The organism is Arcobacter vandammei, from assembly GCF_016106035.1.
GTDB lineage: Bacteria > Campylobacterota > Campylobacteria > Campylobacterales > Arcobacteraceae > Aliarcobacter > Aliarcobacter vandammei.
This window is the reverse complement of sequence record NZ_JADKPZ010000005.1, coordinates 22,778-40,651: the sequence shown is the minus strand read 5'-3', so window position 1 is coordinate 40,651 and position 17,874 is coordinate 22,778. Positions and strand designations below refer to the sequence as shown.

Annotated in this window: 18 protein-coding genes and 3 tRNA genes; 12 read left to right on the top strand and 9 right to left on the bottom strand. The window is 26.4% G+C overall.

What is annotated here, in order from left to right; genetic code table 11:
• Nucleotides 1-44: 44 nt before the first annotated feature.
• Nucleotides 45-1,043: a tRNA pseudouridine(13) synthase TruD gene (locus IQC44_RS03825; protein ID WP_198304929.1), complete on the bottom strand. Its 999-nt coding sequence runs from the start codon at nucleotides 1,041-1,043 to the stop codon at nucleotides 45-47.
• Nucleotides 1,040-1,411, bottom strand: coding sequence for an RNA polymerase-binding protein DksA (dksA, locus tag IQC44_RS03820; protein ID WP_198304928.1), 372 nt, complete (start codon nucleotides 1,409-1,411; stop codon nucleotides 1,040-1,042). Before dksA ends, IQC44_RS03825 begins: the two co-directional genes overlap by 4 nt.
• A gap of 59 nt (nucleotides 1,412-1,470) precedes the next feature.
• On the opposite strand from dksA, the gene IQC44_RS03815 reads away from it, so the two are divergent.
• Genes IQC44_RS03815 through IQC44_RS03800 form a run of 4 tightly spaced genes read left to right on the top strand, consistent with a single transcriptional unit; the run spans nucleotide 1,471 to nucleotide 4,459 of the window.
• Nucleotides 1,471-1,755 (top strand): hypothetical protein, encoded by a 285-nt coding sequence (locus IQC44_RS03815; RefSeq protein WP_198304923.1) that lies wholly within the window; start codon nucleotides 1,471-1,473, stop codon nucleotides 1,753-1,755.
• Nucleotides 1,745-2,836, top strand: a complete 1,092-nt coding sequence (locus IQC44_RS03810; RefSeq protein WP_198304922.1) for an ABC transporter permease — start codon at nucleotides 1,745-1,747, stop codon at nucleotides 2,834-2,836. Before IQC44_RS03815 ends, IQC44_RS03810 begins: the two co-directional genes overlap by 11 nt.
• On the top strand, nucleotides 2,833-3,504 hold the full coding sequence (locus IQC44_RS03805; RefSeq protein WP_198304921.1) for an ABC transporter ATP-binding protein: 672 nt from the start codon (nucleotides 2,833-2,835) through the stop codon (nucleotides 3,502-3,504). The genes IQC44_RS03810 and IQC44_RS03805 overlap by 4 nt, the downstream gene beginning before the upstream one ends.
• On the top strand, nucleotides 3,497-4,459 hold the full coding sequence (locus IQC44_RS03800; protein WP_198304920.1) for a hypothetical protein: 963 nt from the start codon (nucleotides 3,497-3,499) through the stop codon (nucleotides 4,457-4,459). Before IQC44_RS03805 ends, IQC44_RS03800 begins: the two co-directional genes overlap by 8 nt.
• Before the next feature lie 27 nt (nucleotides 4,460-4,486).
• Here the strand turns inward: IQC44_RS03800 and IQC44_RS03795 are convergent, their stop codons facing one another.
• The gene (locus IQC44_RS03795; protein WP_198304919.1) at nucleotides 4,487-4,840 is read right to left on the bottom strand and encodes a hypothetical protein; all 354 of its coding nucleotides are present in this window, start codon (nucleotides 4,838-4,840) and stop codon (nucleotides 4,487-4,489) included.
• 162 nt (nucleotides 4,841-5,002) lie between these two features.
• Here IQC44_RS03795 and IQC44_RS03790 point away from each other — a divergent pair, with 162 nt between their 5' ends.
• The 4 genes from IQC44_RS03790 (at nucleotide 5,003) to IQC44_RS03775 (ending at nucleotide 9,066) form a co-directional block, all read left to right on the top strand.
• Nucleotides 5,003-7,984, top strand: coding sequence for an Eco57I restriction-modification methylase domain-containing protein (locus tag IQC44_RS03790; protein ID WP_198304917.1), 2,982 nt, complete (start codon nucleotides 5,003-5,005; stop codon nucleotides 7,982-7,984).
• Entirely contained in the window at nucleotides 7,985-8,314 is a 330-nt protein-coding gene (locus tag IQC44_RS03785) for a hypothetical protein (RefSeq protein ID WP_198304914.1), read from the top strand.
• Between the two features lie 140 nt (nucleotides 8,315-8,454).
• Nucleotides 8,455-8,880 (top strand): hypothetical protein, encoded by a 426-nt coding sequence (locus tag IQC44_RS03780; protein WP_198304913.1) that lies wholly within the window; start codon nucleotides 8,455-8,457, stop codon nucleotides 8,878-8,880.
• A 21-nt stretch (nucleotides 8,881-8,901) separates the two neighbouring features.
• Nucleotides 8,902-9,066 carry a hypothetical protein gene (locus IQC44_RS03775; RefSeq protein WP_198304912.1) on the top strand — a complete coding sequence of 55 codons (165 nt, stop codon included), beginning with the start codon at nucleotides 8,902-8,904 and terminating at the stop codon, nucleotides 9,064-9,066.
• Between the two features lie 728 nt (nucleotides 9,067-9,794).
• Here IQC44_RS03775 and IQC44_RS03770 read toward each other — a convergent pair.
• The 3 genes from IQC44_RS03770 to IQC44_RS03760 form a co-directional block, all read right to left on the bottom strand.
• A tRNA-Cys gene (locus IQC44_RS03770) sits at nucleotides 9,795-9,870 on the bottom strand.
• 41 nt (nucleotides 9,871-9,911) lie between these two features.
• Nucleotides 9,912-10,000: transfer RNA gene (locus tag IQC44_RS03765), tRNA-Ser, on the bottom strand.
• Nucleotides 10,001-10,009: 9 nt separating this feature from the next.
• Nucleotides 10,010-10,096: transfer RNA gene (locus IQC44_RS03760), tRNA-Leu, on the bottom strand.
• A gap of 188 nt (nucleotides 10,097-10,284) precedes the next feature.
• Here IQC44_RS03760 and ilvD point away from each other — a divergent pair.
• The 4 genes from ilvD to IQC44_RS03740 all read left to right on the top strand — a co-directional run bounded on the left by ilvD (nucleotide 10,285) and on the right by IQC44_RS03740 (nucleotide 15,427).
• Nucleotides 10,285-11,973 (top strand): dihydroxy-acid dehydratase, encoded by a 1,689-nt coding sequence (gene ilvD, locus IQC44_RS03755; protein WP_198304910.1) that lies wholly within the window; start codon nucleotides 10,285-10,287, stop codon nucleotides 11,971-11,973.
• 122 nt (nucleotides 11,974-12,095) lie between these two features.
• Nucleotides 12,096-13,517, top strand: a complete 1,422-nt coding sequence (locus IQC44_RS03750) for a Do family serine endopeptidase (protein WP_228286248.1) — start codon at nucleotides 12,096-12,098, stop codon at nucleotides 13,515-13,517.
• Between the two features lie 12 nt (nucleotides 13,518-13,529).
• Entirely contained in the window at nucleotides 13,530-14,207 is a 678-nt protein-coding gene (locus tag IQC44_RS03745) for a response regulator transcription factor (RefSeq protein ID WP_257120164.1), read from the top strand.
• Nucleotides 14,204-15,427, top strand: coding sequence for an ArsS family sensor histidine kinase (locus IQC44_RS03740; RefSeq protein WP_198304905.1), 1,224 nt, complete (start codon nucleotides 14,204-14,206; stop codon nucleotides 15,425-15,427). Before IQC44_RS03745 ends, IQC44_RS03740 begins: the two co-directional genes overlap by 4 nt.
• Before the next feature lie 17 nt (nucleotides 15,428-15,444).
• Here IQC44_RS03740 and IQC44_RS03735 read toward each other — a convergent pair whose 3' ends face one another.
• The 3 genes from IQC44_RS03735 to IQC44_RS03725 are packed head-to-tail and all read right to left on the bottom strand — an operon-like array spanning nucleotide 15,445 to nucleotide 17,856.
• Nucleotides 15,445-15,837, bottom strand: coding sequence for a hypothetical protein (locus tag IQC44_RS03735; protein WP_198304903.1), 393 nt, complete (start codon nucleotides 15,835-15,837; stop codon nucleotides 15,445-15,447).
• 1 nt (nucleotide 15,838) lies between these two features.
• Complete coding sequence (locus IQC44_RS03730) at nucleotides 15,839-16,822, bottom strand: OmpA family protein (protein WP_198304902.1); 984 nt, start codon at nucleotides 16,820-16,822, stop codon at nucleotides 15,839-15,841.
• An 11-nt stretch (nucleotides 16,823-16,833) separates the two neighbouring features.
• Nucleotides 16,834-17,856, bottom strand: a complete 1,023-nt coding sequence (locus tag IQC44_RS03725; protein WP_198304901.1) for a ribonucleotide-diphosphate reductase subunit beta — start codon at nucleotides 17,854-17,856, stop codon at nucleotides 16,834-16,836.
• Nucleotides 17,857-17,874 lie beyond the last annotated feature (18 nt).

Below are 17,874 nucleotides of genomic sequence, written 5' to 3'. Positions count from 1 at the left end.
ATAAATTTAGTGGTTTAAACCCACTAAATTTTTTAAAAATCTACTTACGAAAAATTTCTATTTGCCAAAAACTCAATTAAAACAGTAGCATAAGAGCCTTTTGGTAAAACAAAATCTAAACTACACATTTTATTTTCCATATTATACTTGCAAGTAATATTTTTAGGGAAGACTATAGCTTCTCTTCTATAACCTTTTTCAACAATAGAACTATCATCAAATCTTTGTTCAATTTTGAGGGCTTCATCTCTTGCTTTAAAAACATCTCTTCCAGGTAAAAGCCCAGTTGGAGTAATTTGCTGTTCTTTAAAGTCATTTAATATTTTATCATTTATAGTTTTTGGAGTAAAAAGTTTAGCACTTTTTATATCATAAAAAATATCTCCATTTAAAAGTTTGAATTCAGTTTTTTCTAGCTTCAATCTTTCAACAAGCCAAGCATTAAAAAAAGTACTTTGATAAGCACTAAGAAGCATTTTTGAAACTTTTTTATCTTTTATTTTGCTATCTTCTAAAATAATCTCTTTTGCTTTTTCTAAATTATCTTTTACATCTTTTCCAAATCTTTGGTAACCAAAATAGTTTGGCATACCAAATTTTGAAATTATTTTAATAATTTTTTCTATATGAAAAATATCATTTTTCTCAACTTCATAAAGATTTATTTTAAATCTATTTCCTTCTAAATCACCAATATTTAGCTTTTTATTATGCAAACAAAGCTCTTTTAACTCTATTTTCTTTGATCTAAAATTTTTTATCTCTTTTGAATATTTTTTTGGGATTGTAATATATTGAGTTGTTGTAGCTCTTTTGTCTTTTAGACCAGCATAACCTATTTCATTTGAGAAAACACCTAGAAATTTTGATAATCTATCGATTAATTCCCAAGTATCACAGTTTTGTTTTTTTACCTCTAAAACTACAAAATTTCCAGCACCAGAGAATTTTATAGCTTGTTCTTCAACTATAAAATCCTCTTCATTTTGTGAAAACTTAAAATTTAGAGTTTTATCATTTAAAGGATAAACTCTTCTTATCAAGCTTTTGCTCTTTTTATACTTTCTTGTTCAAAAACAGTTCTACACTCTGTACAAAATCTAGCAAATGGTTTTGCTTTTAATCTTCCAATTGGAATATTAACCCCACACATATCACAAATACCGTAAGTTCCAGCTTGTATCTTTTTTAGAGATACTTCTATTTGTTTAAGTTCATCTAACTGATGATTTGCAATCATCCCCTCTGTAAAAGAATCACTCACAAAATCTGCATAATCCAAATCGTCATTTATATCTTGATTTTTTAATTGATCAATACTATCAATACTATTGTGAATATTTTTTGAAAGACTCTCCTTTCTTTCAAGTAAAATTGCTTTTAATTCATCAATTTGATTCTTATTTGCCATAAACTCTCCTTAAAAATTCGTGCGATTATACCCTTTTTTAACACTTACTTAACTTAAAATTGCTAAAATTATTATATTTTGACAAGGAGAAGGATATTAAAGCTTATACAATTTTTTCAATATCATCAATTTTTTCTCTACTTATTTTTATTATCTTTTTATTATTTTTCTATAAGACACAAAATCAAAATAGTAAAGAAATTTCAAAATATAGCAATATCTCAAATTTTGCATACTCAACAAAAAATTATGAAGAGAGATTTAAAGATTATATAACTGTACAAAAAGATTTAAATAATTTAAATTTCAAAAGTTCATATTTGGATTTTGTATATGAAAAATAGTGTTTTTTTAAACTTTGTATTTTTGATGTTATTTAAACATAAATCAAAACATATTCCTATCTTAATAATCTCAACTCTTATAGTTTTTCTTTGTTTGACAAGTTTTTTTATAAAAGATTCACTACAAAATAGCCTCTATAAAACTCTTGAAAATCATAATGATTTTATTGTAAAAAATAGTTTCAATAAAGATATAAGCTTAGATTTAATTTCAAAACTTAAAAAAATCAGAGGTATTTCAAATACAAAACAAAGAGTCTATGGTCAATATAAATTTTTAAGTGAAGATATTTATTTTACAATTATTGGTCTTGAAAATTTTGATAAAGATTCAATTATTATTGGAAATGGTGTAAAAAAAATATTAAATAAATACCATTTTTTTAATGAATTTTCTATACACAACAAAAGTTTCAAAATAAAAGAAACCTTAGAAAAAGAGGAAAATTTAATAGCAAATGATGTAATTATTATGAATTTAGATATTGCTAAAGAGCTTTTACAAATAGATAAAGAATTTGCAAGTGATATTGGTTTTGATGTAAGAAATGAGCTAGAACGAGCAAATATACGAGAAAAAATCTTCAAATTGGATAATAATCTTAAAATCATAGAAAAAACTGATATAAAAAAATCATACGAAAATATTTTCAACTATAAAGGTGGATTTTTTTTAACTCTTTTTACCATAGTGATTTTTACTCTTAGCCTAATAGTTTTTCAAAGATATTCACAAATTAGTTCAAATGAAAAAAAACAAATAGCGATTTTAAAGGCTTTAGGCTTTAGTATAAAAGATATTATAAAAATAAAAATGGCAGAAAATTTTATTTTATCTTTTGTTGCTTTTTTATTGGGTCTTATTTTTGCATTTATCTTTGTTTTTGTTTTACAAGCACCTATTTTTAAATATATTTTTATAGGATTTTCAAATATAGAAAACGATTTTATTTTTGATATATATTTTGATATTTCATCTATTATTACAATATTTTTATTTTTTATGATTCCTTTTTTAAGTGCTGTTTTAATTCCAACTTGGAAAACATCTGCAATAAATGCATATGAAAGTCTAAAATGATAGAGATAAGAAACCTAAATAAAATCTTCTATGAAGATACAAAAAAAGAGTTTTTTGCTCTAAAAAATATAAATATAAAAATAGAAAAAGGCTCTTGTGTACTTTTAAAAGGCAGAAGTGGAAGTGGAAAATCAACTCTTCTTTCAATTATAGCAACTTTACAAAAACCAACAAGTGGAGAAGTTTTTTATGAAAATGAGTTAATCTCAAAATTTCCAGATATTCACTCAAGCAGTTTTAGAGCAGAAAATGTAGGATTTATTTTTCAGTTTTTTAATCTTTTTTCAGAATTTAGTGTAGAAGAGAATATCTCTTTGCCATTAATTCCTTTGGGTTTTTCACAAAAACAAATAGATGAAAAAGTAAAAACAGCTATGAGTTTGGCAAATATTTCCCACAAAAAAGATGAGTTGGTTTTAAATTTAAGTGGTGGAGAAAAACAAAGATGTGCGATTGCAAGAGCTTTGGTAAATAGTGCAAACCTAATACTTTGCGATGAGCCAACCTCAGCTCTTGATTTTAATAACTCTGAAGATTTTATAGAGACTTTAAAAGAGTTAAAAAAACTTGGAAAAACTATAATTATTGCAAGTCATGATGAGATATTTTTTAATCAAGATTTTATAGATAAAGCTTTTGAGCTTAAAAATGGAGAGATTTTTGAGTAGTATTTTCTTATCAAATGAAATTTTAGTTTTTATTTTTTCACAAATATCTATATATTTTTTGCTTTTTATCTCTTTTTTAATATCTCTTTCAATAATCAAAAATTGGGATTACAAAAAAAGCACTTCTTTCCAATATACTTTAGAAAAAAGAGCATATTTAGTAATTTTAATCATCTCTTTTGCACTTTTTTCAAAGATTTTTATCTTTTTTTATTTTATCTATGGAATTGATAGTTTAAGTTATTTAGTAAGTGGAGCTATGTGTGCTGCTGGAATTTTCTCTTCAAATAATTTTGGAGAATTTGCTCTTTTATTAAAAATTGTAAATCTATTTTTCATTGGCTTTTGGCTTTTTTTAAACTCTATTGATTTAAAACAAAAAGATTATAAATATACAAAATTAAAATTTATATTTTTCTCTATCTTTTTCCTATTTTTTACTATTGAGCTAGTTTTAGATTTCTATTTTTTATATAATATTCCAGTAAACAAAGAAGTCTCTTGTTGCTCTATAATCTATGGACAAAGTGCTATTTCAAGCCCTATTCCTTTTGGTTTAAGTATAAATGGTTTAGTTTTATTATTTTATCTTTTGGCTATTTTATTACTTATTTTAGCTATTCAAAAAATGGCTTTATTGTTACTTTTATTTAACTTTTTATTTACATATATCTCATATTTTAGTGTAACTTATTTCTTCTCGCCTTATATTTATGAGCTTCCAACTCATCAATGCCCATTTTGTATGCTTCAAAGTGAGTACTATTTTATAGGATATTTTATTTGGAGTAGCCTATTTTTGGCACTTTTCTTCTCTATTTGTGCAAATATTTTTTCAAGAGTTCAAAATATATATAGATTTTTGAAACTATCTTTGGTATTTAATCTAATTTTTGTTTTTATTGTGAGTTTTTATTTAATTAGGTACTATTTTTTAAATGGAGTTTTATTATAAATCCGTGAAATTCACGGATTTATATAATTATTTTTTATCTTCAGCAGGAGTTGTTAATGCTTCTTTTGCTTCAGTAGCTGTTTCTTTTACAGCTTCTATAGCAGATTTTGCCTCTTCTTTAACTTCTTCTGTTGTATTTACAACTTGCTCTTTTGCTTCAGCTGTAGCTTCTTTTGCTTCTTCTACTGCATTTGAAACAGATTCTTTTGCCTCTTCTTTTGTAGCTTCAACAGTTGCTTTAGCTTCCTCTTTTACAGATTCAACAACTTTTGCCGCTTCAGTTTTAGCTGCTTCTACTTTTGTTTCAGCTGGTTTTTTGTCTTCGTTACAACCTGTAAATAGTGCTACTGCAACTGCAGATGCTAATAAAATTTTTTTCATTTTGTTTTCCTTTTTTTTGTATTTTATTCTATATAAGAAATAAATTGCGAAATAGTATCAAATTAGTTGTGAAATAATTGTTAAATAACAAATTTAAATTTTTAATACTAAAAAGATATAATGAAATAAAACTTATCAAATAAAAATATACAAGGTTTATTTATGTCAATTTTTCAAAATAGTGTTTTAAAAACTTTCAAACAAGATGAGAGTTTAATCGCATCAAGATATGCAGCTTACCAAAACTACAAAGCAAAAGTAGAAGCTATAAAAGATTTTAAAGAAGAAGAGTATCAAGATGGCTTTTTAAAAGATATTTTTGAGCTTTGTTTAGGATATACTCTAAAAACTTCAAATCCAAACTCTTTTAATCTTGAACGAGAAAAGAAAAATGAAACAGATAGCAAAAAAGCTGATGGAGTTTTTTATCTTGATAATAAAATCATAGGAGTAATCGAACTAAAAGCACAAGATACAAAAAATCTTGACAAAGTCCAACAACAAGCCTTTTATTATCTATCACAACACTCAAATGCACAATATGTGATAATCTCAAACTTTGATGAGCTAAGATTTTATATAGAAAAAAGTACAGCTTATGAGAAATTTAATCTTTTTAATCTTGATTATGAAAAGTTTAAAAAACTTCATCTAATGCTATCATTTGAAAGCATTAAAGAGCAAATTCCACTAAAAATCAAAGAGAAATCAAATCTTTTTGAACAAAATATCTCAAAAGAGCTATATAAAGATTTTTCAGATTTTAGAACAGCCCTTTTTGATAATATTGTAAAAAACAATTTTGGAACTAAGGTTTTAACCTTAGCTGTTTTAGACAAATCAACATTGCTAAGACTCACTCAAAAGCTATGTGATAGAATAATATTTATACTTTTTGCAGAAGATAGAGGGCTTTTAAATACAAACACAATAAAAGAGATAAGAGAAGAGTTTACAAATCAGAAATTTACCTCTTACAAACTTTATGATATTTATAAATTTTACTTTGAAGCCATAAACAATGGAAATGATAAACTACAAATTCCAAAATATAATGGCGGACTTTTTGCAAAAGATGAACTTCTTGATAGCTTGATTATAGATGATGAAATCTTAGATGAAAAAGCTCAAAAACTATCAAACTATGATTTTGTTAGCGAAATATCTGTAAATATTTTAGGTCATATTTTTGAACAATCATTGACTGATTTGGAAGAGCTTCAAGCAAATATAGAAAATATAGATTTTGATAAATCAAAATCAAAAAGAAAAAAAGATGGTGTTTTTTATACTCCAGAATACATCACAAAATATATAGTTGAAAATACTTTGGGGAAAATTTGTAAAGAAAAAAGAGAAGAACTAAATATCGGTTTCATCGGAACTGAGACTTTAGTCTCAGCAAATAAAAAGGCAAAAGAACAAATAAAACAAAATCTACTAACTTACAAAGATTGGCTTCTAAATCTAAAAATCCTAGACCCAGCGTGTGGAAGTGGTGCTTTTTTAAATCAAGCTTTGGAATTTTTGATAAATGAACATAAAATTTTGCAAAATGATTTGGCACTTATGGGAGATTTGTTTGCTTCATATATGGTAGAAGAAACAGTTTTAGAAAACAATCTTTATGGTGTAGATATAAATGAAGATGCAGTAGAAATAGCAAAACTTAGTCTTTGGCTAAGAACTGCACAAAAGGGTAGAGTGCTTACAAAACTTAGTGATAAAATCAAATGTGGAAACTCTTTAATAGATGATAAAAGTGTAGTTTCAAATGCTTTTGTTTGGGAAGAAGAGTTTAAAGAAATATTTGAAAATGGTGGTTTTGATATTGTTATTGGTAATCCGCCGTATGTACGAAGTCGAGAATTGTTTTTAGAAAAAGAAAAAGCTTATTTTATAAATAAATATTGTACAACTTCTTATCAATTAGATTTATATAAACTTTTTATTGAATTATCTATTAATTTATTAAAATCTAGTGGATATTTATCTTTTATAACTCCTTCAGCATTTTTAGTAAATGATTTTGATAAACCATTAAGAAAATATATATTAGATAATTACAATCTATCTTCTTTTGCTACAAGTAATCAAGATATTTTTGAAGATGCTAGTGTAAAAACTGTTGTATTTACAATTATAAAAAATAAAAAATCCGATAAAACTAATATTTTTTCAATAGAAAACTCAGAAATTATTTTTAAGTATGATATTTTACAAACTATTTTTATAGAACAAGATTATATTATTAATGAAAAAATTAATATGAATAATTTACCAATAATTCAAAAAATAGGAAAACATCTTGCATTAAAAAACTTTTTTGAAGTTAAAAATGGGATTAAAGTTAGAAAAGAACTACTTTTCAATAATATTAAAAATGAAAACTATAAGCCTTTTATACTTGGTAAAAATATATTTAAGTATTCAAACACTTTCGATGATATATACATAGATTATACATTGGAGAATGAAAAATTATATACAAATCAAGCATTTAGAAGTAAAGAAATTTTTGAACAAGAAAAATTAGTTATAAGACAAATTCTAGGAAAAAATATAGTAACAACTTATGATGATAAAAAGCTTTATACAGACCAAACAACTTATATTATAAATAGAACTTGTGATAATCAAAACTTAAAATATTTATTGTCTTTATTAAATTCCAAATTAATGTTCTTTTATTTTATAAATAAATTTTCAGACAATAAGATTATATTTCCAAAAATTAAAGGCTCTCAAATACTAGAGTTGCCTTACATTAATTTATCCAATCAAAAACCATTTATTGAAAAAGCAGATTTAATGCTTGAATTAAATAAAAAACTTCAAGAAACAAAAGAGAATTTTATTTCTGAATTAAAACTAGAAAAAGTTCCTACAAAACTGCAAAAATTTGAAGAATTAGAGTTTGATGATTTTGTAAAAGAGTATTCAAAAACAAAGAAAATAAAATTTGCCGATAAATTAGAAGAAAGAAATTTCAAAAACGACTGGCAAAGACTTTTTGAAAATGATAAAAAAGAGGTTTTGGAAATACAAGAACAAATAAATATTACAGATAAAGAGATAGATAATATGGTTTATAAACTCTATGATTTAACAGAAGATGAGATTAATATTGTTGAAGAAAAATAAATGAAGGTATTAATGAGTTTACACGAATGGAAGGAGAGTTTAAAAGAAAGTATTTTAAAACAAAATAGTTCTTTAAAATCTTTTGAAAAGGTTGAAGATTTATTAATGAAAGCAATAAAATTACAAAGAAAAAGAAAATTGCGAGAAGGAATAAAAACTGTCATCTTTTCAAAAGAAATTTTAAAAAACTCAAATTATAATAAGTATGAAAAAGTTATAAAAGATATAAAAAATAGTTTTGAAAATGGTACATTTAATAATATTTTTAATCGACTTTCTAAACATCATAAGCAAAATGAGTTTTACAATGACAGTATGTTAGATATTTAGATATAGAGCATTTTCATTTAGATGATATTCAAGACAAAAGAACTTCTGAATTACTATATGTATATTATTCAAAAGATAATGTATATTTTATAGATATATTTAATCATAAGAATTTCTTAGATAAAGAAATTTTAGAAGTTATGTTTAATAATTGGGGAAGTGAGTTAAATGGTTTTGCTTATTCTGAGATTTTAGGAAATAGTAAAGATATATCTAATAAAAGTAGATTTGATTTAGCAAAAAAGAGAATAAATTATCCATATATAATTGAAGATAAAAGCACTAAAAAGCAATATAATATAATTAAGAACAATATAATGGCAAATGGGGATTCCTCTGAAGATTTAACAAAATGTATGCTAGAAGAAAGAAAAGTAAATTTATTTATTGAAGAATTAGATTATTTTACTGGAAAATTTGTTTTATTATATTTTGAAAAAAAACAATATGTGTTGTTAGAAGTTAGTTTTATTGTTCTTTGGGATAATGATTTTGGGGTATATTTTTTAGAAGAAAAATCTAATATTAAATTTAATATAGAAAATGATGAGTTATATTTTATATAGTTTTATAATAAGGAGTAAATTATGGTTATTTCGACAAAAGAGTATGAAAAATTTAAAAAACAAGAAGAGTTTTTAGAGCATAAAGAGATTTTTGAAGTTATTCAAAATAGAAAAAAAGAACCGAAAGAGAGTTATATATCTTTGGAAGATATGGCAAAAAAGTTTGATATTGATTTGGATAAATAAAAAACAAATTTTGTTTAAAAAAGAAAAGAAATTTTTAAGAATGCCATAAAATAGGCTTTTGTTAAGATATTTTTATTTTCTATGAAAAACAAATTAATTAAAAAATATAAAAACTAATCGAAACTAAGGTCTATGACCTTAGTTTTAGTATATGAAAAATACAATAATATTTTATAAAAATTATAAACCATTTTATAAAAATATTGACAACTGTTTTATGCTTTGGTATAATCCGACCGATAAGAGTATAAAAGTATCTTATGTGGGCTGATAATCCACAAAGTCGTAGAAAAGGGTAAAGCTTCTGGCTTTACCCTTTTTTTTGCGGGTAGTGTAGCAGTTTAAAGGGTGGGAGCGACTAAAAAGGAGCTACTTTGAATACTCTTATAGTGGTAATAATTTTAGTTTGTTTTGTACTAGTTACTAAAGCATACTAATAAAAGGGATAGGACTTATCAACCTATCCTGTTACCACTCTTTATCTATATTATAAAAAACAAATTAATTAAAAAATATAAAAACTAATCGGAACTAAGGCTTTAGCCCTAGCCAAAAAAAGAGCTGACACTAAAGTGTCAGTTCCGAAAAAATAAAAACCAAATATGATATAACCAAAAACTAAATTTCAAAAGGATATTTATGAAAACTTTAACTATTGATATTTAAGAAAGATTTTTTAAATTTTAAGTGCTATAAAAAAGTCTGTTGAATTGTATAAAATAGAAAATTGGAGGAGCTAGTCGGACTCGAACCAACGCATGTCGGATTTGCAATCCGAGGCATTACCAACTTTGCTATAGCTCCAAATGAATAAATCAAAAGAAAGATTTGATTAATTTTTTAAGTGGCAGAGGACAAGGGATTCGAACCCTCGGAGGCGTGAACCTCGCCGGTTTTCAAAACCGGTACAATCGACCAACTCTGTCAATCCTCTACTCTTAAGTGGTGCGAATGGTGAGAATCGAACCCACACTCCAAAACTGGAACGGGATTTTAAGTCCCGCGCGTCTACCTGTTCCGCCACACTCGCATATTTTTTAAGAACCTTTTTAAGCTTTTACTTAAAATGGACTGGAATTATAATAGCTTTTTTTCTTTTTGTCAAGATGTTTTTTGACAAATATCATAATTTCTCAAAAAAGTGTTAATTTAATAATATATAAAAACGAATATTTGTATAATCTAAGCATATTTTTAAAAATTCAAATAAGGATAATTATGAGAAGTGATGAAGTAAAAAAAGGTTACGATAGAGCCCCACATAGATCTCTTTTAAGAGCAACTGGACTTAAAGACGATGATTTTAATAAACCATTTATTGGAGTTGCAAACTCTTTTATTGAGATTATTCCAGGACATTTCTTTTTAGATAAAGTTTCTAAAATAATAAAAGATGAGATTAGAAGTATGGGTTGTGTTCCATTTGAGTTTAATACAATTGGAGTTGATGATGGAATTGCTATGGGACACGATGGAATGCTTTTTTCACTTCCAAGTAGAGAATTAATAGCAAACTCAATAGAAACAGTTATGAATGCACATAAACTAGATGCCATGATAGCTATTCCAAACTGTGATAAAATCGTACCTGGTATGATTATGGGAGCTTTAAGAGTAAATGTTCCAACTGTTTTTGTAAGTGGTGGAGCTATGCAAAAAGGTTATACAAAAGATGGAACACCAATAGATTTAGCAACTGCATTTGAAGCTGTTGGAAAATTTGAAGCTGGTGAAATAACTGAAGAAGAGTTAAAAGATATTGAGTGTAATGCCTGTCCAGGTGGAGGAAGCTGTTCTGGTATGTTTACAGCAAACTCTATGAATACACTTATGGAAGCTATGGGGATTGCACTTCCAGGTAATGGAACAATTCTTGCACTTACAAAAGAGAGAGAAGAGCTATATAGAAAAGCAGCTAGAAGAGTTTGCGAAATGGCACTTGACCGTGATAATAGAGATAAATTTAAATTGAGAAATATTTTAAATGAAAAAGCTGTTAAAAATGCTTTTGCTGTTGATATGGCAATGGGTGGAAGCTCAAACACTGTTTTACATATGTTAGCTATTGCAAAAGAAGCTGGTGTTAATTTTGAGTTAAAAGATATAAATGCTATTTCAAAAAGAGTTTCACATATTGCAAAAATCTCTCCAAGTTTAACAACTGTTCATATGGAAGATATAAATAAAGCTGGTGGAGTAAGTGCCGTAATGCACGAAATGAGTAAAAGAGGAGATGATATTTTACTTGATAACTTAACAGTTACTGGCGAAACTCTAAAAGAGAGAATAAAAGATGCAACTATAAAAGATACATCAATTATTCATACAATAGATAATCCATATTCTGAAGTTGGTGGACTTGCTATTTTATATGGAAATCTAGCAGAGCAAGGAGCTGTTATTAAAACTGCTGGAATTACAGGAGCTAGAGCTATGAGTGGAAAAGCTGTTTGTTTTGACGGACAAGCAGAAGCTATAAAAGGAATAGTTAGCGGAAAGGTAAAAGCTGGGGATGTTGTTGTAATTCGTTATGAAGGTCCAAAAGGTGGTCCTGGAATGCAAGAGATGTTAGCACCAACAAGTTTAATTATGGGAATGGGACTTGGAGATAGTGTTGCACTAATAACAGACGGAAGATTTAGTGGAGCAACAAGAGGGGCATCTATTGGGCATGTAAGTCCAGAAGCAGCTGAGGGTGGAATGATAGGATTGCTTAAAGATGGCGATATTATAAATATTGATGTTGATAAATATATCTTAAGTGTAGATTTAAGTGATGATGAGATAAAAAGAAGAAAAGCAGAGTTTACTCCACTTAAAAAACCAATTAAATCTTCTTGGCTTGGGCAGTATAGAGCATTAGTTACAAATGCAAGTAGTGGTGCAGTTTTAAGAACTGACCTTTAATTTAAAATAGGAGAATTTCTCCTATTTTAAGTTTACTCTTTATTAACCTTTTATTGTAGAATAGTTTACACTAATTCGTTATATTTCTTCAATTATAAATTTTAATATTTAAGGATTTAAATTTGAATAAAAAACTATTTTTCACATCTATTTTATTGGCTTCTTCACTCTTTGGAAAAAATATAGAGTTTGAAGAGATGGATAGAAATCCACAAAGAATAAGCCCAAATTCGTCAAATGAAATTTTATCTTATAACAATAGTATCAAGTCTTCTGTAAACTCTATTGTTAATATCTCGACAAAAAAGAATATAAACTCAAATATCAATACTCTACCTATGCAGATGTTTGATGATCCATTTTTCAAAAAGTTTTTTGGAGAAGAGTTCACAAATCAATTTAAACAAGATAGAGTTCAAAGATCATTGGGTTCTGGTGTTATTGTTACAAAAGATGGATATATCGTAACAAATAACCATGTTGTAGAAAATGCAGATGAAATAAGTGTAACTATTGGAGATGACCCAACTGAATATAGTGCCAAACTAATAGGAAAAGATAGCGATAGCGATATTGCTGTTGTAAAAATTGATGCAAGTAAAAACTTAACTCCTATAAAACTAGGTGATTCTAGCTCTTTACTTGTAGGTGATGTTACTTTTGCTATTGGAAACCCTTTTGGAGTTGGAAATACTGTAACTCAAGGTATTATTTCAGCACTAAATAAAAATAAAGTTGGAATAAATAAATATGAAAACTATATCCAAACTGATGCTTCTATAAATCCTGGAAATAGTGGTGGAGCATTGGTTGATAGCCGTGGGGCATTAATTGGAATAAATACTGCAATTTTATCAAAAAGTGGTGGAAATGATGGGATTGGATTTGCTATTCCTGTTGATATGGTAAAAGATGTTGTAGGTAAACTTGTAAGCGACGGAAAAGTTACAAGAGGTTATTTGGGAGTTGTAATAGCTGAACTAGAAAAAGATTCAAAATTAGTTTACAAGAGAAATGAAGGAGCTGTTGTTTTAGATATTTCAAATGATACTCCAGCTTCTAAATATGGTTTAAAAAGAGGAGATTTAATCTATTCTATAAACGGAAAAGCGATAAAAGATAGAAATGCTTTACAAAATACAATAGCATCTTTTAAACCAAATGAAAAAGTTAATTTGGGAATTGAAAGAGATGGAAAAGATATAAATTTAGATATAATCTTAGGTGATAGAACATCTTTAATTGATATACAAAACGAGTCTAGCACGCTGCTTGGAGGGTTAAAACTAAATAATTTAACAAATGAAGCGATAAAAAAGTATAGACTATCTAGTGATGCAAGTGGAGTTTTAGTTACAGATGTAGAACCAAAGTCAAAGGCTGAAAAAGCAGGTTTTTTAGCTGGAGATATAATTGTACAAATTGAAGATATAGAGATTAAAAACTTCTCAAATATTGAAACTGCTTTGAAAAAATATAATGAAAAGCATAAAAGAGTTTATGTAAATAGATATGGACAAACTGTAATGTTTGTAATTCAATAAAAAGGATAAGCCATTATTAAAATACTTATGATTGAAGATGATTTGGAGTTAGCTCAAATCATCACTGATTATTTAAAATCGTTTGATATAGAAGTTACAACGACAGATAGCCCTTACAATGGCTTATCTATGTTGGATTTAAACAAAGAATATCAGCTGTTAATTCTTGATTTGACTTTACCTGAAATAGATGGATTGGAGCTTATTCCAAAAATAAGAGAGAAATCTCAAATTCCAATTATTATTAGTTCAGCAAGAGATGATATTTTGGACAAAGTTATGGGATTAGAAAGAGGAGCTGATGATTATCTACCAAAACCATATAATCCAAGAGAACTTCAAGCTAGAATTAAAACAATTTTAAAAAGAGTTGATTCAAACTCTTTATCAAAAAAAGAAAATGAAAATCAAATTTTTGAGCTAAGAGAGAGCGATATTCAAATAATTTTTAAAGGTGTAACTTTAAATCTTACTCTAGCTGAATATGATATTTTAAAACTTCTAATTCAAAGAAATCATGGAGTTGTTTCAAGAGAAGATTTTATCTACACAAGTGATAATATAGAGGATGATTCATCTTTAAAAAATATTGATGTAATTATCTCAAGAATTAGAACTAAATTAGCAAATATAGATAATAGTAGACAATATATAAAATCAGTTAGAGGTATTGGTTATCAACTAATATGATAAAAAATATCTCTATTTCTACCTTTGTAAATATTATATTTACATTGGCATTTATATCTATTTTTATAACCTTTTCTATGTTTATCAAATATGATAAAGAGAGACATGATTTAAGTTTACAAAATAGATATGAACTAATTGCAGAAAATTTCTTAATACTTTTTCAAGATCACCCTACAAATGAACGATTAATCGAACTTTATAAAAAATTTAATGTAAGACCTATGGATAATAGAGATAGAATTTTAGAGATTATAAATAATGCTCAAGAATTGACAATTACTCAAAACTATTTAGGAACTTATAGAGTTTACAAATATGATGACACATACTATATTTATGTACAGCAATATGGTTATAATATTATGCTAAAAGATACAAATCATTATAATTATAGTGTTGCTTTTATCTCGGTTGGATTTATTATTGCTCTACTTATTTTCCTATTTTTATATGAAATTTTAAATAGAAAATTAAGACCTTTAAAGGTTTTAAATAGACAAATTATTGAGTTTTCAAAAGGTAATAAAGATATAAAACTAAACTATACAGGTAATGATGAAGTAGGAACAATAGCTAAAAATTTTAATGAAGCTATAAATATTATAAATAATCAATCAAAATCAAAAGATTTATTTATGAGAAATATGATGCACGAACTTAAAACTCCTATTACTAAAGCTATGTTTATTGCTGAAACCCTAGAAAATGAGAAAACAAGAAATAATCTTCAAAGAGCTTTTAAAAGAATGGATGACATTATAAAGGAGTTAGCAACTGTTGAAAAGCTTACTTCTAAAAATGGTATGATTTACAAAGAAAAAGTTGATTTTAGTGTTGTATTTGACAAAACCATAGAATTAATGCTAATAAATCCACAAAATATAGAAAAAAATATAGAAGATTTCACTTTTGATGTTGATATTTATATGATGTCTATTGCTCTTAAAAACTTAATTGATAATGCTTTAAAATTTAGCATAGATAAAAAAGCTAGAATAGAAGCAAATAACCAAACTATTAAAGTTGTTTCAAAAGGGGAAGCATTAAAAAATAGTTTAGAGTTTTACACAGATGCTTTTTACCAAGAAGATAAAAGAAGTAGCGGTTTTGGTCTGGGGCTTTATATTGTAAAAACAATTGTAAATTTACATAAATATAAATTAAATTATGAACATAAAAATGGAGAAAATTACTTCATAATAGATATGAAAATATAGATAAATGTAACATAAAATTATGCTACATTTATCTCTTTGTTCTCAACTTTTTGACTATATATAGTCTCTTCACCTGAAGCTAAAATTTTTGCTTGTTCGATCCAAGAAAACTCTTCAATAGAGCTTTCAGCATTTATAGAAGCACCTATAGTTATTTTATCTTCTTTTGACCACTCTGCTATTTGTTTAAAGCTATTTATTCCCATTCTATTTAGCTCAAACTCTAATTTTGAATCAATACCTTTAATCTTTTTTAGATTATCTTTTGTAGGTTTCTTATAATCTAATTTTTCCTCTTTATTTTCAACAAGTTTTGTAGTTTTTGATTTACCAATAATATAGCCTATAAATATACCAATAACTAGTGCAATAAGTAGATTTAAAATAATCTGTAAAGCTATTTCAAGCATTTTAATTACTCCCTTTCTCTTTTAGTAAGATTTCAACTCTTCTATTCTCTTCAGATAAACCTAACTCATCCTCTTGTGCAATTGGGAATTGATTTCCATAACCAAAAGATTTTACTAAATCTTTATTTATCCCAAATTTAATTAAACTGTTTTTTACACTAGCAGCTCTTTTATCAGATAGTTGCTGATTTAATGTCGGATTTCCTTTTGAATCTGTATGCCCACCTACTTCTATTAAATAATTATAGTTTTTTAGAATATTTACTATATTTTCAATAGTTTTAAGTGATTCTGGAGTTAAATTTGTACTTGCTCTTGCAAATGTAATTTTATTCTCTTTTAAAATATTATTAATTTGATTTTGAATATCTTCTATAGTTGGTATAACTTCTTTTTGTATCTCGTCTTTTTTTAAATTAGTTTCAACAATATGTTTAACATCTTCAATTTCTTGATTTATCATATCTTGATTTTTTACTAAAACTTTCATATCCAAAGAAGCATTTAAATGGTTTTTTTTATTTAACTCATCTAAAATTGTAATACTATCTTCATCTTTTATCTCTGCATTTACTTTTAGCCCATTTTCATCAAAAACTATTTTAGAACCATTTATGGCACTTTTTTTGAACTCTTCAATAAAAGGTTTTATTTTTTCTAGTAATAAATAATCAATAACAACTCCATCTTTATATGTAAGTCCTATCTCTTTATCAATTTTAAGAGCATTTAATAGAGTTTTTGCATCGCTTTCATTTGCTAAAATAGCACTTAACTTTAAAATATCATCACTCTTTTCTACAACAAAACTAAAAGGTGTACTCTCAACTTTTTTATCAAAAATTGAGCTAAGTTTTTTGTTTATTGAAGTAAAAAAGTTACTATCTTCACTATTTGTAGCTCTATAATCAAAATTATAAACTGTAATTATATTTAAAACTAAAAATATTAGTAAAAGATAAAATATTTTTTTAAAGAAAGACATCAAAGCTCCTATTAGAAATCATCAAAATCTATACTACCTTTTGAGTAGTTTACTACATTTCCTTCAAAGAAATTTGTTCTTTGGTCATTAAAACTTGCATATCCATCAACCCATGGAATTGGATGTTTTACATTGTATTCAGCCTTATATCCTACAGCTTCAAGTCTTCTATCTGCTAAGTATTCAATATATTGTCTAATTATATTATCTGTAAATCCAAGAATTTGACCTTGAGTAATATGAGCACCCCAGGAAGCCTCTAAATCAACAGCTTTTCTAAACATAGCTCTAACTTTATCTTCTAATTCACTTGTAAAAAGTTCAGGTCTTTCTTTTCTCACAGAATTTATCATATTTTGAAATAGTATTAAGTGAGTAACTTCATCTCTTTGAATAAATCTAATCATTTGAGAACTTCCAAGCATTTTCCCACTTTTCCCCAAAGCATAAATAGCTGCAAAACCTGCATAAAAGTAAAGCCCTTCTAAAATTTGATTTGCAAACATAGCCAAAAGAAGTTTTTCATCTGTTAATTCACCATTTGATAAACCTTCATAAACACTTGCAATATAAGTATTTTTCTCTTTCAATTTTGCATCATTTTTCCACATATCATAGATTAAGTCTGTATTATCAGAAATACTTTCAACCATAACCGCATAAGATTTACTATGGTTTGCCTCTTCATAAGATTGTCTGCTTAAACAAGCATTTATTTCAGGCGCAGTTATATATGGATTTATATTATCCATTAAATTATTTGTTTGTAAAGAGTCCATAAAAATAAGTTGAGATAGAACTAAATCATACATTCTTTTTTCAGATGGTGTTAAATATTTATAATCTTTGGCATCTTGAGTCATTTGAACTTCTCGTGGAAACCAAGTGTTTGCTTCCATCATATCCCATAAATTCAATGCCCATTGGTACTTCATTCTAGTGAAATTTATCATTCCATCACTATCTCCACCAAAAACTCTTCTATCGTTTAGGCTCTCTTTTGAATTTGGGTTATAAATCGTCTTTCTTTCCATATCTTTCCTTTATAAAAA

Excerpts from the sequence above, each read along its gene's own strand:
- IQC44_RS03805 (WP_198304921.1), top strand. The coding sequence starts at position 2,833 with ATGATAGAGATAAGAAACCTAAATAAAATCTTCTATGAAGATACAAAA.
- IQC44_RS03730 (WP_198304902.1), bottom strand. The coding sequence starts at position 16,822 with ATGTCTTTCTTTAAAAAAATATTTTATCTTTTACTAATATTTTTAGTT.
- IQC44_RS03775 (WP_198304912.1), top strand. The coding sequence starts at position 8,902 with ATGGTTATTTCGACAAAAGAGTATGAAAAATTTAAAAAACAAGAAGAG.
- IQC44_RS03735 (WP_198304903.1), bottom strand. The coding sequence starts at position 15,837 with ATGCTTGAAATAGCTTTACAGATTATTTTAAATCTACTTATTGCACTA.
- ilvD (WP_198304910.1), top strand. The coding sequence starts at position 10,285 with ATGAGAAGTGATGAAGTAAAAAAAGGTTACGATAGAGCCCCACATAGA.
- IQC44_RS03785 (WP_198304914.1), top strand. The coding sequence starts at position 7,985 with ATGAAGGTATTAATGAGTTTACACGAATGGAAGGAGAGTTTAAAAGAA.
- IQC44_RS03810 (WP_198304922.1), top strand. The coding sequence starts at position 1,745 with ATGAAAAATAGTGTTTTTTTAAACTTTGTATTTTTGATGTTATTTAAA.
- IQC44_RS03795 (WP_198304919.1), bottom strand. The coding sequence starts at position 4,840 with ATGAAAAAAATTTTATTAGCATCTGCAGTTGCAGTAGCACTATTTACA.
- IQC44_RS03725 (WP_198304901.1), bottom strand. The coding sequence starts at position 17,856 with ATGGAAAGAAAGACGATTTATAACCCAAATTCAAAAGAGAGCCTAAAC.
- IQC44_RS03780 (WP_198304913.1), top strand. The coding sequence starts at position 8,455 with ATGTTTAATAATTGGGGAAGTGAGTTAAATGGTTTTGCTTATTCTGAG.
- dksA (WP_198304928.1), bottom strand. The coding sequence starts at position 1,411 with ATGGCAAATAAGAATCAAATTGATGAATTAAAAGCAATTTTACTTGAA.
- IQC44_RS03790 (WP_198304917.1), top strand. The coding sequence starts at position 5,003 with ATGTCAATTTTTCAAAATAGTGTTTTAAAAACTTTCAAACAAGATGAG.
- IQC44_RS03740 (WP_198304905.1), top strand. The coding sequence starts at position 14,204 with ATGATAAAAAATATCTCTATTTCTACCTTTGTAAATATTATATTTACA.